The sequence below is a fragment of the Pseudomonas muyukensis genome (assembly GCF_019139535.1).
GTDB lineage: Bacteria > Pseudomonadota > Gammaproteobacteria > Pseudomonadales > Pseudomonadaceae > Aquipseudomonas > Aquipseudomonas muyukensis.
Window position 1 is genome coordinate 1135502 of sequence record NZ_CP077073.1, and the last position, 14381, is coordinate 1149882.

The 14381-nt window shown below is 64.6% G+C and carries 13 protein-coding genes and 1 riboswitch; of the genes, 6 read left to right on the plus strand and 7 right to left on the minus strand.

The annotated features are described in order from the left end of the window. Positions 1–63 precede the first annotated feature (63 nt). Positions 64–909 carry a methylenetetrahydrofolate reductase [NAD(P)H] gene (metF, locus tag KSS95_RS05145; protein WP_217852214.1) on the minus strand — a complete coding sequence of 282 codons (846 nt, stop codon included), beginning with the start codon at positions 907–909 and terminating at the stop codon, positions 64–66. Positions 910–1051: 142 nt separating this feature from the next. Then, the gene (gene ahcY, locus KSS95_RS05150) at positions 1052–2461 is read right to left on the minus strand and encodes an adenosylhomocysteinase (RefSeq protein WP_217852216.1); all 1410 of its coding nucleotides are present in this window, start codon (positions 2459–2461) and stop codon (positions 1052–1054) included. 21 nt (positions 2462–2482) lie between these two features. After that, a riboswitch (S-adenosyl-L-homocysteine riboswitch) is annotated at positions 2483–2578 on the minus strand. Between the two features lie 178 nt (positions 2579–2756). On the opposite strand from ahcY, the gene KSS95_RS05155 reads away from it, so the two are divergent. Next, the gene (locus KSS95_RS05155; protein WP_003257757.1) at positions 2757–3158 is read left to right on the plus strand and encodes an acyl-CoA thioesterase; all 402 of its coding nucleotides are present in this window, start codon (positions 2757–2759) and stop codon (positions 3156–3158) included. 106 nt (positions 3159–3264) lie between these two features. Here KSS95_RS05155 and KSS95_RS05160 read toward each other — a convergent pair whose 3' ends face one another. Next, on the minus strand, positions 3265–4500 hold the full coding sequence (locus KSS95_RS05160; RefSeq protein ID WP_217852218.1) for a cation:proton antiporter: 1236 nt from the start codon (positions 4498–4500) through the stop codon (positions 3265–3267). Positions 4501–4811: 311 nt separating this feature from the next. Between KSS95_RS05160 and KSS95_RS05165 the strand changes: the two genes are divergently transcribed. Together KSS95_RS05165 and KSS95_RS05170 are read left to right on the plus strand one after the other, a co-directional pair. Next, positions 4812–5645 carry an EamA family transporter gene (locus tag KSS95_RS05165; protein ID WP_217852220.1) on the plus strand — a complete coding sequence of 278 codons (834 nt, stop codon included), beginning with the start codon at positions 4812–4814 and terminating at the stop codon, positions 5643–5645. 27 nt (positions 5646–5672) lie between these two features. Next, positions 5673–6059 carry an MAPEG family protein gene (locus KSS95_RS05170; RefSeq protein ID WP_217852222.1) on the plus strand — a complete coding sequence of 129 codons (387 nt, stop codon included), beginning with the start codon at positions 5673–5675 and terminating at the stop codon, positions 6057–6059. A gap of 125 nt (positions 6060–6184) precedes the next feature. Here the strand turns inward: KSS95_RS05170 and mltA are convergent, their stop codons facing one another. Further along, complete coding sequence (gene mltA, locus KSS95_RS05175) at positions 6185–7336, minus strand: murein transglycosylase A (protein WP_217852224.1); 1152 nt, start codon at positions 7334–7336, stop codon at positions 6185–6187. A gap of 119 nt (positions 7337–7455) precedes the next feature. On the opposite strand from mltA, the gene KSS95_RS05180 reads away from it, so the two are divergent. Continuing rightward, complete coding sequence (locus KSS95_RS05180) at positions 7456–7902, plus strand: c-type cytochrome (RefSeq protein ID WP_217852226.1); 447 nt, start codon at positions 7456–7458, stop codon at positions 7900–7902. Between the two features lie 181 nt (positions 7903–8083). Here the strand turns inward: KSS95_RS05180 and KSS95_RS05185 are convergent, their stop codons facing one another. The 3 genes from KSS95_RS05185 to KSS95_RS05195 all read right to left on the minus strand — a co-directional run bounded on the left by KSS95_RS05185 (position 8084) and on the right by KSS95_RS05195 (position 10883). Further along, entirely contained in the window at positions 8084–8476 is a 393-nt protein-coding gene (locus KSS95_RS05185) for a DUF1090 domain-containing protein (RefSeq protein ID WP_217852227.1), read from the minus strand. Between the two features lie 205 nt (positions 8477–8681). Further along, positions 8682–9872, minus strand: a complete 1191-nt coding sequence (gene metK, locus KSS95_RS05190; protein ID WP_217852229.1) for a methionine adenosyltransferase — start codon at positions 9870–9872, stop codon at positions 8682–8684. Positions 9873–9884: 12 nt separating this feature from the next. Further along, positions 9885–10883: an ArsR/SmtB family transcription factor gene (locus tag KSS95_RS05195; protein WP_217852231.1), complete on the minus strand. Its 999-nt coding sequence runs from the start codon at positions 10881–10883 to the stop codon at positions 9885–9887. Between the two features lie 283 nt (positions 10884–11166). On the opposite strand from KSS95_RS05195, the gene tkt reads away from it, so the two are divergent. Next, complete coding sequence (tkt, locus tag KSS95_RS05200; RefSeq protein WP_217852233.1) at positions 11167–13164, plus strand: transketolase; 1998 nt, start codon at positions 11167–11169, stop codon at positions 13162–13164. Positions 13165–13318: 154 nt separating this feature from the next. Further along, positions 13319–14380, plus strand: coding sequence for an erythrose-4-phosphate dehydrogenase (gene epd / locus KSS95_RS05205; protein ID WP_217852235.1), 1062 nt, complete (start codon positions 13319–13321; stop codon positions 14378–14380). Position 14381 lies beyond the last annotated feature (1 nt).

Here is a 14381-nt window from a genome sequence, read left to right on the forward strand (position 1 = left end):
TTTTGTCGCTGGGTGTTGGCACGGGCAAGGCAATGGCCGCAGCCAATGCCTTGCCTGCGGCCATCAGCGGGGCAGCTTCAGGTTGTTCCAGATCGCCAGGCTCGGCTCGGCCTGGTTCAAGGTGTAGAAGTGCAGCCCTGGCGCGCCGCCTTGCAGCAGCTGTTCGCACATGCGGCTGATCACTTCCTCGCCGAAGGCCTGGATGCTCGCGGTGTCATCGGCATAGGCTTCCAGCTGCTTGCGGATCCAGCGGGGGATTTCGGCGCCGCAGGCGTCGGAGAAGCGGGCTAGCTTGCTGTAGTTGGTGATCGGCATGATGCCCGGCACCACCGGGATGTCCACGCCCAGCTTGCCCGCGCGCTCGACGAAGTAGAAGTAGCTGTCGGCGTTGAAGAAGTACTGGGTGATGGCGCTGTCGGCACCGGCCTTGACCTTGTGTACGAAGTTGGCCAGGTCCGCTTCGAAGTTGCGTGCCTGCGGGTGCATCTCCGGGTAGGCGGCGACTTCCAGGTGGAAGTGGCTACCCGTCTCCTGGCGAATGAACTCGACCAGGTCGCTGGCGTAGCGCAGCTCGCCGCTGGCCATGCCCATGCCGGACGGCAGGTCGCCACGCAGGGCGACGATGCGCTTGATGCCGGCGGCCTGGTACTCGGCGAGCAGGGCGCGCAGGTCGTCCTTGCTGTCACCCACGCAGGACAGGTGCGGGGCGGCCGGGACCTTCACTTCGCTTTCCAGCTGCAGCACGGTGTTCAGCGTGCGGTCGCGGGTCGAACCCCCGGCGCCATAGGTGCAGGAGAAGAAATCCGGGTTGTAGCTGGCCAGCTGGCGGGCGACGCCCATCAGTTTTTCGTGGCCGGCGTCGGTCTTGGTCGGGAAGAATTCGAAACTGTAGCGGCGTTCTTGTGACATCTCGGGTTCCTTCGGCAGCGCGCCCGGGGGCGGCAGCCTGCAAATAAAAGCCAGGACGGTGGGGGCCGGCCTGGCTCGGACATCGGTTCGAAACGTTGCCTGCCAGTGCCAGGCGTGACGCCGGGCACTGGCAACCAGCCGCTTAGTAGCGGTAGGCGTCCGGCTTGAACGGGCCTTCGACGGTGACACCGATGTACTCGGCCTGCTGCGGGGTCAGCTGGGTGACCACGCCGCCGAAGCCGCGGACCATTTCCAGGGCCACTTCTTCGTCGAGTTTCTTCGGCAGCACTTCCACGGTCAGGCGCTCGGCCTTCTTGGCGGCTGGCAGTTCGGCGAACTTCTGCTCGAACAGGAAGATCTGCGCCAGCACCTGGTTGGCGAACGAGCCATCCATGATGCGGCTTGGGTGACCAGTGGCGTTGCCCAGGTTGACCAGGCGGCCTTCGGCCAGCAGGATCAGGTAGTCGTCGTTCTGCGGGTCGAACACGCCAGCGCCGGTGCGGTGGATCTTGTGCACCTGCGGCTTGACCTCTTCCCATGCCCAGTGCTTGCGCATGAAGGCGGTGTCGATCTCGTTGTCGAAGTGGCCGATGTTGCAGACCACGGCGCGCTTCTTCAGGGCCTTGAGCATGTTGGCGTCGCAGACGTTGACGTTACCGGTGGTGGTGACGATCAGGTCGATGCGGCCCAGCAGGTCCTTGTTGATGCCGGCCTCGGTACCGGTGTTGATGCCGTCCTTGAACGGCGAGACCACTTCGAAGCCGTCCATGCACGCTTGCATGGCGCAGATCGGGTCGACTTCGGTGACCTTGACGATCATGCCTTCCTGGCGCAGCGACTGGGCCGAGCCCTTGCCCACGTCACCGTAGCCGATCACCAGGGCCTGCTTGCCCGACAGCAGGTGGTCGGTGCCGCGCTTGATGGCATCGTTCAGGCTGTGACGGCAGCCGTACTTGTTGTCGTTCTTGCTCTTGGTGACCGAGTCGTTGACGTTGATCGCCGGGACTTTCAGCTCGCCCTTGGCCAGCATGTCGAGCAGGCGGTGCACGCCGGTGGTGGTCTCTTCGGTCACGCCGTGGATCTTGTCCAGCATGGCCGGGTATTTCTTGTGCAGGATTTCGGTCAGGTCGCCACCGTCGTCCAGCACCATGTTGGCATCCCATGGCTGGCCATCCTTGAGGATGGTCTGCTCGATGCACCACTCGTATTCCTGCTCGGTTTCGCCTTTCCAGGCGAACACCGGGATGCCGGCGGCGGCGATGGCGGCGGCGGCCTGGTCCTGGGTGGAGAAGATGTTGCAGGACGACCAGCGTACTTCAGCGCCCAGGGCGACCAGGGTCTCGATCAGCACGGCGGTCTGGATGGTCATGTGGATGCAGCCGATGATCTTCGCGCCCTTGAGCGGTTGCTCGGCTTGGTACTTGCGGCGCAGGCCCATCAGTGCCGGCATTTCCGATTCGGCGATGATGACTTCCTTGCGGCCCCAGTCGGCCAGGGAGATGTCGGCGACCTTGAAGTCGGAAAAACCAGCAGGCGTGTTTACAGCGCTCATCGAGAGCCTCCATTCGTAGTGTGCGAATGGGCGCCGTTGTGCGTTGAGCGTCCGCTTGGCGGACAACGCCCCAACCGAGCCTGACAGGACGAACCTGCTGCAGCGCCCCTCGGTCGGGTGGCGGGATGGCCGCCACTGCGGGGGCCATTTGAATCGGCAGGGATTATAGCCGTGGGCATGTGACACACCCAAGACTTTCTGTCGATTAATCGAGACGATAGTCGATGTTCAATGGAGCGTGACCAAGGGGTCTGCCATCATGAGCGCACGTTAGCCGAGCCGGTCAGGAGTACAGATGAACTTTCACACCCGCAAATGGGTAAAACCCGAAGACCTCAACCCCAACGGCACCTTGTTCGGTGGCAGCCTGCTGCGCTGGATCGACGAAGAGGCGGCGATCTACGCCATCGTCCAGCTGGGCAACCAGCGGGTGGTGACCAAGTACATCTCGGAGATCAACTTCGTCAGCGCCTCGCGCCAGGGCGACATCATCGAGCTGGGCATCACCGCCACCGAGTTTGGCCGCACCTCGATCACCCTCAAGTGCGAGGTGCGCAACAAGATCACCCGCAAGGCCATCCTCACGGTCGACAAGATGGTCTTCGTCAACCTCGGCGAGGACGGCTTGCCGGCGGCGCACGGGCGTACCGAGATCAAGTACATCCAGGACCAGTTCCCGGACTCTGCGGTGGAATGACGGTCCCGGGGCTGCTGTGCAGCCCTTTCGCGACACAAGGCCGCTCCTACGTGGGTTGTAGGAGCGGCCTTGTGTCGCGAAAGGGCCGCGCAGCGGCCCCAGAGTCTCAAGGCTGTGTGCTGACCTTGCGCACCACCTTGCCGACCGTCAGACCCTGCACCAGGATCGACGACAGCACCACGATGTAGGTGATCGACAGCAGCAGGTCGCGCTCATCGCCCTGTGGCAGCGACAGCGCCAGGGCCACCGAGACGCCGCCGCGCAGGCCACCCCAGGTCAGCACGCGGATGGTGCCTTGCGGCACACTGCGCCAGCGGCGCAGCAGGACGATCGCCGGGGCCACGGTCAGCAGGCGCGAGGCCAGCACCGCCACCGCCAGCACGCCACCGGCCGCCAGGTGCAGCCAGTTGAACGGCAGCAGCAACAGCTCCAGGCCGATCAGCGCGAACAGCAGGGCGTTGAGCATGTCGTCGATCAGTTCCCAGAAACCGTCCATGTAGCGACGGGTCATGTCGTTCATCGCCAGGTTGCGCCCCAGGTTGCCGATGATCAGGCCGGCCACCACCATGGCGATCGGTGCCGAGACGTGCAGCTCGTAGCACATCGCCGAGCCGCCGATGACCAGCGCCAGGGTCAGCATCACCTCGACCTGGTACTGCTCGACGCTCTTGATCATGCGGTAGGTGGCATAGCCGATCAGGCCGCCGAAGGCGATGCCGCCAATGGCTTCGCGGGCGAACAGGATGGCGGTGTCGGCCACGCTCGGCGTCTCGCCCAGCTGGATGATGCCCAGCAGCACGGTGAACACCACCACCGCGGTGCCGTCGTTGAACAGCGACTCGCCGACGATGGTGGTCTTCAGCGGCTTGGAGGCGTTGGCGGTACGCAGGGCGCCGAGCACGGCGATCGGGTCGGTCGGCGAGATCAGTGCACCGAACAGCAGGCAGTAGATCAGCGGCACCTGCCAGCCGAACAGGGCGAACACCCAGTGCGCCAGGTAGCCGATCACCACGGTGGCGATCAGCACGCCGAGGGTGGCCAGCAGGCCGATCGGCCAGCGGTAGCTGCGCAAATCGCTGAGGTTGACGTGCAATGCGCCGGCGAACAGCAAGAACGACAGCATCCAGTGCATCAGCAGGTCGTTGAAGTCGATCTGGTTCATCAGGCCTTCGACGCGTTCTTCCAGGCCAGGGAAGCCGATCAGGCTCAAGCCCTGCAGGATGAGGGAGAACAGCAAGGCGGTGACCATCACGCCGATGGCCGGCGGCAGGCCGATGAAGCGGTAGTTCACATAAGTGAGCAGGGTGGTGAGGCAGATAAACGCGGCAACTAATTCAAGCATCCCGAATCCTGTGACAGTGGCTTCCAAGTCGTTACCCGAATGGCTCGGGCAGTTCTTTGATGATCTGGCGAGGGGATCAGGACACAGGATTTGACCAGGATTGTTGGAATTGTTCCGGATGTTCACAGTTGAAGGGCGCATTAGGGCGACGAGGTGCATGTCACAACATTTTCAACGCCTGTGAGATCGAGCGCCGCGCGGGCGGCGCTTGATCTCACAGGCACTGAAACTCTCCCGGCATACACATTCAGGCAACTCGCAACCCAACGCTATATATTCATCCCTCAAAAACGTCACAAGGACCTTACGGCGTGCTGGCAACTTCCCTGGTACTGGTCGCAGCCCTGCTCCATGCCACCTGGAACACCCTGATCAAATTCAGCGCCGAGCGCCTGCTGGTGATCGCCAGCATGGACCTGGTGGCGCTGCTGTTCGCCGTGTGCGCCGTGGCCTTCACCGAGTTCCCGCCCGCCCAGATCTGGCCCTGGCTGCTGGCTTCGGCCCTGGCCGAGCAGTTGTACCGCTTCCTGCTGATCCAGGCCTATCGGGTTGGCGACCTGGGCCTGGTCTATCCGCTGATGCGCGGCCTGTCGCCATTGGTGGTGCTGGGCCTGACCCTGGCCTTTGCCGGCGAATCGCTGAGCCAGCAGCAGATCATCGGCATCCTGCTGATCCCCTGTGGCATGGCGTGCCTGCTCTGGCAGGGCGGCGGCGGCGACCGCCTGCCCTGGTCGATGCTGCCGGTGGTGGCGCTGATTGGCCTGTGCATCGGCTGCTACACCTGGTTCGACGGCCAGGCGGTGCGCCTGTGGGGCAAACCGTGGGATTACCTGGTGTGGCTGAGCCTGCTCAGTTCCTGGCCGTTCCCGCTGCTGGCCGTTGTGGCTCGACGAGGGCCGTTCATGCTGTTCTGGCGCACTCAATGGCGGCTGGGGCTGGCGGTCGGTTTCTGCGTGCTGTTCAGCTACGCCCTGGTGCTGTGGGCCATGCACCTGGGCTCGGTGGCCGAGGCGGCGGCCCTGCGTGAGTTGAGCGTGATCCTGGTGGTGCTGCTGGGCATGCGCTACCTCAAAGAACCTTTTGGCGGGCCGAGACTCCTAGCTTGCGGGCTGGTCCTGGCTGGCATGCTGGTGATGAAGCTCTAACCCATTTTTGAACAAGGAGTCCTGAGCATGACCGTTGCCCTGTGGTGCATCCTGATCGCGCTGCTGCTGAACCCGCTGTGTGCCTTGATCGCCAAGGTGAGCAGCGGCCGGTTCCGCCTCAAGGACAATCACGATCCTCGCGCCTTCCTTGATACCCTGGCGGGCCTGCCACGGCGTGCCCATGCCGCGCAGCAGAATGGCTACGAGGCATTCCCGGCGTTTGCCGCGGCGGTGCTGGTAGCGGATATCGTCGGCAATGCCGAGCAGGTGACCCAGGATGTCCTGGGGGTGATGTACATCACCAGCCGCTTGCTCTACATCATCTGCTACCTGGCGGACTGGGCGGCGTTGCGGTCGCTGGTGTGGTTTGCCGGGGTGGCGCTGATCGTGGCGTTCTTCGTGGTGTCGATCTAGCCTCGCGCGGGGCTGATTCGCCCGTAGGAGCCGGCTTGCCGGCGAACACCGGCATAGCCGGTGGCATGCACCGAGGCGCGTGGTTCGCCAGCAAGCTGGCTCCTACAGGGTAGGGTTCGGGGGCCTCATGGGGCTTTAGGCACCTCTGGCAATGGCTGGCCCTTGGGCCAGAGCATCCAGATCTGCCCCTGCTGCTTCATGTTTCCCGCCAACTCGCCGGCCTCGGGCCCGGTGCCCCAGAACAGGTCCGCGCGCACCTCGCCGGTAATCGCGCCGCCGGTGTCCTGGGCGCCGACCGGGCGCACGACCGGTGAGCCGTCAGGCCGTGTGGTCGACAGCCACAACAGGCTGCCCAGCGGAATCACCTTGCGGTCGATGGCCACGCTGTAGCCCGCGGTCAGCGGCACGTTCAGCGAGCCGCGCGGGCCTTCGTTGCTGTCCGGGCGGGTGCTGAAGAACACATAGCTGGGGTTGCTGGCCAGCAGCTCCGGCACGCGTTGCGGGTTGGCCACGGCCCAGGCGTGGATACTGCCCATGGTCACCTGCTCCTTGGGCAACTGGCCCTGTTCCACCAACCAGCGCCCGATTGGCCGGTAGGGGTGGCCGTTCTGGTCGGCGTAGCCCAGCCGCAGTTGGCGGCCATCTTCCAGCTGGACCCGGCCCGAACCCTGGATTTGCAGGAACTGCAGGTCCATCGGGTCGGTCAGCCAGGCCAGTACCGGTGCCTTGGCGCCATCACGGTTGATCACCTCGGCGGTGTCGTAGGGTTTGAGCACACGACCGTCCAGGCGGCCACGCAGGCGTTTGCCCTTGAGCTCGGGGTACACACTGGCCAGGTCGACCACGATCATGTCCTCGGGCACGCCATACACCGGCACCTGCGCCGCCTCGGTACGTGCCAGGCTACCGGGGTAGACCGGTTCGTAGTAGCCGGTGATCAGGCCGTTGGCGTTGTTCTCGGCCGAACGCAGGCCATACACCTGCAGGTTCTGCTCGAGGAAGGTGCGCACCTGGGCGGCGCTCGCCGTGGCGCTGCCCGCTGCCTCGCAGGTGGCGGCCCATACTGGGTCGCGCTTGAGCTTTTCGCAGCCGCTGCGCCAGGCGTAGAAGCCGGCCAGCAAGTCGTCGTCGCTGACCGGGGGCAGGTCGTTCCAGGTGGCCGGTACGTAGGTGGCGATGGCGTGAGGTTGCGGCTTGGCGCTTTCGCCGCCGTTGCAGCCGGCCAGCAGCGCCAAGGCCGGCAGGGCCCAGGCGAGATGGCGCAATGCAGATTTCATCGGGTCGGTCCTGTGTGGGGCGAAACATGAATATTCGCCCTTGTTTTCTGTGTGGCTATTGGTCTTTGCCCGGTGCGCGGCGATACTGGCCGCCCGTTTTCCTGGCCAAAGAGACCGTGATGTACAAGCGATTGACCGTAGTACTGTTCGCCGCCCTTGCCTTGAGCGCCTGTGACGGCGTCGACCCCAACTCGCCGCTGGGCCAGCGCAAGGCGATCTTCAAGCAGATGCTCAAGACCAGCGAGGACATGGGCGGCATGCTGCGCGGGCGCCTGCCGTTCGACGGGGCGAAGTTCGCCGACGGGGCGCAACGGCTCGATGGCCTGGCCCATGAGCCCTGGCAGCACTTCCCGCAGGTGCGCGACGAGGGTGACAGCAGTGCGCGGGTGGAGGTCTGGGAGCGCCAGGCGCGCTTCCATGACCTGGCCCGGCAGCTGGAGGGCGTCACCGGCGAGCTGGTCGCGGTGACCCGCAGCCAGCCACTGGACGCCGCGCAGCTCAAGGCACCGATGGACAAGGTCGAGGCGGCGTGCAAGGCCTGTCATAGCGAGTTCCGCAATCATTGATGGCATCTTGGCGCGAGCGCTCTCGATATCCCGCCGCCGGCCCAGATCCCTGTAGGAGCGACCTTGTGTCGCGATGGGCCGCACAGCGGCCCCAGGATTTCAGCCTTGATGCATAGATCGCCGGGGCCGCTGCGCGGCCCATCGCGACACAAGGCCGCTCCTACACTGATCGGCGCGGGGCTCAGCGGTCGAGGTCGTCCACTGCTTCCTGCAGTTCCTTGCGCGACTCGGCCAGCTTGTCCTTGCGCTTGTTGATCTTCTCGGAATCGCCTTTCTTCTCGGCTTTTTTCAAGTCTTTCTCGCGCTGCGCCACTTCGTGGCGGGCATCGAGCACTTTCTGCTCGCGCTCTTTGCGCAGGCCGCTGTCAGTGCAGTGCTCGACCCCGCGCAGCGCTTCTTCAAGCCCGGCCACCTGGTCGCTGTTGCCGTGGTCGCGGGCGATCTTCAGTTGGTTCTCGATGGCACTGCGCTTGGCGGCGCAGCCGGTCAGGCCGGGATCGGGTTGGGCGGCTTGCGCGACGCCGGCGAGCAGGCCGACGGTTGCCAGCACGGCGAGAATGGAAGTGCGTTGCATGAAAGCCTCCTTGACGGGGCGGGCGGCAAAAAAAGTAGGGGCAAATCCTGCCTTGGTTTTTCAGGTTTATAAACCCTGGGTAGCGGTTTCTTGCCCAGGATCAGTTATTTCGCGATGTTTCTTGGCCATCCGGCCTTTTGTGCCAGATGTTAAAAAGCCCCTGCCGATCGCTCGGCAGGGGCTTTTCAGTACTGGAGCTGAAGGCTTACAGGCCGGCAGCGTCGCGCAGGGCGGCGGCGCGGTCGGTGCGCTCCCAGGTGAAGGTGGTGAAGGTGTCGTCGCCGACGGTCTTCTGCTGCGGCTCGCGGCCGAAGTGGCCGTAGGCAGCGGTTTCCTGGTACATCGGGTGCAGCAGGTCGAGCATGGTGGTGATGGCGTACGGGCGCAGGTCGAAGCACTCGCGCACCAGCTGGATGATCTTGTCGTCGGACACCTTGCCGGTGCCGAAGGTGTTGATCGAGATGGAGGTCGGCTGGGCCACGCCGATGGCGTAGGACACCTGGATCTCGCAACGTTCGGCCAGGCCTGCAGCGACGATGTTCTTGGCCACGTAGCGGCCGGCATAGGCGGCGGAACGGTCGACCTTGGACGGGTCCTTGCCGGAGAACGCGCCACCACCGTGACGGGCCATGCCGCCGTAGGAGTCGACGATGATCTTGCGGCCGGTCAGGCCGCAGTCGCCCACCGGGCCACCGATGATGAAGTTGCCGGTCGGGTTGATGTGGAACTGGGTGCCTTTGTGCAGCAGTTCGGCCGGCAGGGTGTGCTTGACGATCAGCTCCATCACCGCTTCCTGCAGGTCTTTCTGCGACACCTCAGGGTTGTGTTGGGTCGACAGCACCACCGCGTCGATGCCCACTACCTTGCCATTTTCGTAGCGGCAGGTGACCTGGGACTTGGCGTCCGGGCGCAGCCACGGCAGCAGGCCGGACTTGCGCGCCTCGGCCTGGCGCTCGACCAGACGGTGCGAGAAGCAGATCGGCGCCGGCATCAGCACTTCGGTCTCGTTGCTGGCATAGCCGAACATCAGGCCCTGGTCGCCTGCGCCCTGGTCTTCCGGCTTGGAGCGATCGACGCCCTGGGCGATGTCCACCGACTGCTTGCCGATGATGTTCATCACCGCGCAGGTGGCGCCGTCGAAACCGACGTCGGAGCTGTTGTAGCCGATGTCGATGATCACCTTGCGCACCAGGTCTTCCAGGTCGACCCAGGCCGAGGTGGTGACTTCACCGGCGATGATGGCGACACCGGTCTTGACCAGGGTCTCGCAGGCCACGCGGGCGTACTTGTCCTGGGCGATGATCGCGTCCAGGACCGCGTCGGAGATCTGGTCGGCGATCTTGTCCGGATGCCCTTCGGACACGGACTCGGAAGTGAAAAGGGAGTATTCGCTCATCTCGAGGGGTTCCTAAAATTTACCGATGTGTGTGTCGCCAGTGGCCCGCTGGAAATGCCGGACCTGGATCTGGAAACCGTTACGCAAGCCCACGTAGAGGCTGTCCCCAAGGGTCAGCCCCGCCGCGTTGGCCCAACGGGCCAGGTCGTCCTGCTCGAAGCCAAGCCACAGGTCGCCGCAGGCTTCGCGGGCCCACCCCTGGTCATGGCTGCACAGCTCGGTGACCAGCAGGCTGCCGCCTGCCTTCACCCGTTTGGCCAGCAGGCGCAAGGCCAGGGCCGGGTCGCTGAAATGGTGCAGGACCATGTTCAGCACAACGCAGTCGGCTTGCACATCCGTTGCACCCAGTGCATCGGCCAACTGCAGGTTTACGTTGTTCAGGGCGTGGCGCGCGCAGACCTGGCGGGCCAGTTCGAGCATGGTCGGGCTGTTGTCCATGGCCGTGACCTGGGCGAAGCGCCGAGCCAGGTCGGGCAGGAAACCGCCGTCGCCGGGGCCGACTTCCAGGGCGCTGGCGCCGGCCTCGAAGCTCAGCTTGTCGAGCAGCGCCAGCAGGCTTTCGCGGTACTGCGGCAAGCCGGCGATCAAGTCCTGCTGGGCGCGAAACTTCTCTTCGACCTTGAGGTAGAAATCCTGGCTGGTGGCGGCGCGGCGCTGCTGCACCTGGGCGATACGCGCCTGCACGTCATGGCTCAGGGCGAGGCCGTCGACCTCCTCGAGCAGCGCCGTGTGCAACCGTCCACCCAGGCGCTGGCTGTCGGGCAGGGCGCGGCGGTAGAAGATCGCGTTGCCCTCGCGGCGGGTGGCCACCAGCTCGGCCTGGGCCAGCACCTTGAGGTGGTGGCTCATGCCCGACTGGCCGATGCCGAAGATCTGCGCCAGCTCCAGCACGCCGAACGAGTCGTTGGCCAGGGCGCGCAATACGTTCAGGCGCAGCTCGTCGCCACTGGCCTTGCACAGGGCGGCCAGTGTTTCGCTTGGCTGGGGAATCGATTGCGCACGAAGGTTCATGACGCGGCAGTCTAGTCAGGTGATGTTGCCCCTGCAAGGCCAATATCAAAAAGTTTTGATATTGGCTGATCAGTGGGCGCCAAGAGGGCCTGTGGAGGGGGCGTGCCCCGCGATAGCGTCATCGCGGGGCACGCCGACTCCCACGGTTTCAGCTTATTTGCCGGCAAAACACAGGAAAAATGCCCGACTGCGACCATCCGTCATTGCCCCCGGCCCCCCCAGTGGGCGAAAATGGCCGCCTTTTTTCGCTTCACCACCTATTCAAGCCTCAGGAGACTCAGCGATGCCCAGCCGTCGTGAACGTGCCAACGCCATTCGTGCCCTCAGCATGGATGCCGTGCAAAAGGCCAACAGCGGCCACCCAGGTGCCCCCATGGGCATGGCGGATATCGCCGAAGTGCTGTGGCGCGACTACCTGAAACACAACCCGAGCAATCCAAGCTTCGCCGACCGTGACCGCTTCGTGCTGTCCAACGGCCACGGCTCGATGCTGATCTATTCGCTGCTGCACCTGACCGGCTACGACGTCACCATCGATGACCTCAAGTCGTTCCGTCAGCTGCACAGCCGCACCCCGGGCCACCCGGAGTTCGGCTACACCCCAGGCGTCGAGACCACCACCGGTCCGCTGGGCCAAGGCCTGGCCAACGCCGTGGGTTTCGCCCTGGCGGAAAAAGTGCTGGGTGCCCAGTTCAACCGTGAAGGCCACAACATCGTCGACCACAACACCTATGTGTTCCTCGGCGACGGCTGCATGATGGAAGGCATCTCCCACGAAGTCGCCTCGCTGGCCGGCACCCTGGGCCTGAACAAACTTGTCGCTTTCTATGACGACAACGGCATCTCCATCGACGGTGAAGTGGAAGGCTGGTTCACCGACGACACGCCGAAGCGTTTCGAATCGTACAACTGGTTGGTGATCCGTAACGTCAACGGTCATGACGCTGACGAGATCCGCACCGCCATCGAGACCGCGCGCAAGAGCGACCGTCCGACCCTGATCTGCTGCAAGACCATCATCGGCTTCGGTTCGCCGAACAAGCAGGGCAAGGAAGACTGCCACGGCGCGCCGCTGGGCAACGACGAAATCGCCCTGGCCCGCAAAGAGCTGAACTGGAACCACGGCCCGTTCGAAGTACCTGCCGACATCTATGCCGAGTGGGATGCCAAGGAAGCTGGCGCCAAGGCAGAAGCCGAGTGGAACAAGCGTTTCGACGCCTACGCCGCTGCCTTCCCTGAGCTGGCTGGCGAATTCAAGCGCCGTCTGAGCGGCGAGCTGCCGGCTGACTTCGCTGAAAAAGCCGCTGCCTACATCGCTGAAGTCGCTGCCAAAGGCGAAACCATCGCCAGCCGCAAGGCCAGCCAGAACACCCTGAACGCCTTCGGCCCGCTGCTGCCGGAACTGCTGGGCGGCTCGGCCGACCTGGCCGGTTCCAACCTGACCCTGTGGAAAGGTTGCAAGGGCGTCAGCCATGAAGATGCCAATGGCAACTACATGTACTACGGCGTGCGCGAGTTCGGCATGACCGCCATCATGAACGGCGTCGCCCTGCACGGCGGCCTGGTGCCTTACGGCGCCACCTTCCTGATGTTCATGGAATATGCCCGCAACGCCGTGCGCATGTCGGCACTGATGAAGCAGCGCGTGATCCACGTGTACACCCACGACTCCATCGGCCTGGGCGAAGACGGCCCGACCCACCAGCCGATCGAGCAACTGACCAGCCTGCGCAGCACGCCGAACCTGGACACCTGGCGCCCGGCCGACGCGGTGGAATCCGCCGTGTCCTGGAAGCACGCCCTGGAGCGCAAGGACGGCCCATCGGCGCTGATCTTCTCGCGCCAGAACCTGCAGCACCAGGACCGCGACGCCCAGCAGATCGCCGACATCGCCCGTGGCGGTTATGTACTGAAGGACTGCGCCGGCGAGCCTGAGCTGATCCTGATCGCCACCGGTTCCGAAGTGGGCCTGGCGGTGCAGGCGTTCGCCAAGCTGACCGAGCAGGGCCGCAAGGTCCGCGTCGTGTCGATGCCGAGCACCAGCGTGTTCGACGCCCAGGACGCCGCCTACAAGCAGTCGGTACTGCCGCTGGAAGTCGGTGCGCGCATCGCCATCGAAGCTGCCCATGCCGACTTCTGGTACAAGTACGTCGGCCTGGAAGGCCGCGTCATCGGCATGACCACCTACGGCGAGTCGGCCCCGGCCCCCGCGCTGTTCGAGGAGTTCGGTTTCACCCTGGACAACATCCTGGGTACCGCCGAAGAGCTGCTGGAAGACTGATTCAGACTGTGCGAGGCGAGGGCGTTGCCCTCGTTTCGCGACGCAAGGCCGCTCCTACAAGGTATGGCGTACACCGTACCCTGTAGGAGCGGCCTTGTGTCGCGATGGGCCGCAACGCGGCCCCCAAAGCCATCATGCGTTAGCGAGCCATCGAATGCCCCACCCGCGTCCCTACAAAGTTGCACTCAACGGTTACGGCCGCATCGGCCGCTGTGTCCTGCGCGCACTGTTCGAGCGGGGAGCGAAGGCCGGTTTCGAGATCGTCGCGCTGAACGACCTGGCCGACCAGGCCAGCCTGGAATACCTGACGCGCTTCGACTCCACCCACGGGCGTTTCCCCGGCGAGGTGAAGGTCGACGGCGATTGTCTGCATATCAATGGCGACTGCGTGAAAGTGCTGCGCAGCGCCACCCCTGAAGGCATCGATTGGGCAGCCCTGGGTATCGACCTGGTGCTGGAGTGCTCCGGTGCCTATAACACCCGGGCCGACGGCCAGCGCTTCCTCGACGCCGGCGCGCCGCGGGTGCTGTTCTCCCAGCCCATGGCCAGCGAGGCGGATGTCGACGCCACGGTGGTCTACGGCGTCAACCAGGATTGCCTGAGCGGCAGCGAGCTGCTGGTGTCCAACGCTTCCTGCACCACCAACTGCGGCGTGCCGCTGCTGCGGGTGCTGGACCAGGCCTTTGGCATCGAGTACGTGCAGATCACCACCATCCACTCGGCGATGAACGACCAGCCGGTGATCGATGCCTATCACCACGAAGACCTGCGCCGCACCCGTTCGGCGTTCCAGTCGGTGATCCCGGTGTCCACTGGTCTGGCGCGTGGTATCGAACGCCTGCTGCCGGAACTTGCCGGGCGAATCCAGGCCAAAGCGGTACGCGTGCCGACCGTCAACGTCTCGTGCCTGGACATCACCCTGCAGACCGCCCGCGACACCAGTGCCGCAGAGGTCAACCGGGTGCTGCGCGAGGCCGCCCTGGATGGCCCGCTCAAGGGCCTGCTGGCCTACACCGAGCTGCCCCACGCCAGCTGTGATTTCAACCATGACCCGCATTCGGCGATCGTCGATGCCAGCCAGACCCGCGTCTCAGGCCCACGCCTGGTGAACCTGCTGGCCTGGTTCGACAACGAATGGGGGTTCGCCAACCGTATGCTCGACGTTGCCGAACACTATCTGCACGTCGTCCACTCTACCCGCAGCAAACAGCCCTGAA

Bases quoted from the DNA above. Each gene is read 5' to 3' on its own strand.
- KSS95_RS05170 (WP_217852222.1), top strand. From the start codon at position 5,673: ATGACCGTTGCCCTGTGGTGCATCCTGATCGCGCTGCTGCTGAACCCG.
- ahcY (WP_217852216.1), bottom strand. From the start codon at position 2,461: ATGAGCGCTGTAAACACGCCTGCTGGTTTTTCCGACTTCAAGGTCGCC.
- mltA (WP_217852224.1), bottom strand. From the start codon at position 7,336: ATGAAATCTGCATTGCGCCATCTCGCCTGGGCCCTGCCGGCCTTGGCG.
- metF (WP_217852214.1), bottom strand. From the start codon at position 909: ATGTCACAAGAACGCCGCTACAGTTTCGAATTCTTCCCGACCAAGACC.
- KSS95_RS05180 (WP_217852226.1), top strand. From the start codon at position 7,456: ATGTACAAGCGATTGACCGTAGTACTGTTCGCCGCCCTTGCCTTGAGC.
- KSS95_RS05185 (WP_217852227.1), bottom strand. From the start codon at position 8,476: ATGCAACGCACTTCCATTCTCGCCGTGCTGGCAACCGTCGGCCTGCTC.
- metK (WP_217852229.1), bottom strand. From the start codon at position 9,872: ATGAGCGAATACTCCCTTTTCACTTCCGAGTCCGTGTCCGAAGGGCAT.
- epd (WP_217852235.1), top strand. From the start codon at position 13,319: ATGCCCCACCCGCGTCCCTACAAAGTTGCACTCAACGGTTACGGCCGC.
- KSS95_RS05155 (WP_003257757.1), top strand. From the start codon at position 2,757: ATGAACTTTCACACCCGCAAATGGGTAAAACCCGAAGACCTCAACCCC.
- KSS95_RS05195 (WP_217852231.1), bottom strand. From the start codon at position 10,883: ATGAACCTTCGTGCGCAATCGATTCCCCAGCCAAGCGAAACACTGGCC.
- KSS95_RS05160 (WP_217852218.1), bottom strand. From the start codon at position 4,500: ATGCTTGAATTAGTTGCCGCGTTTATCTGCCTCACCACCCTGCTCACT.
- tkt (WP_217852233.1), top strand. From the start codon at position 11,167: ATGCCCAGCCGTCGTGAACGTGCCAACGCCATTCGTGCCCTCAGCATG.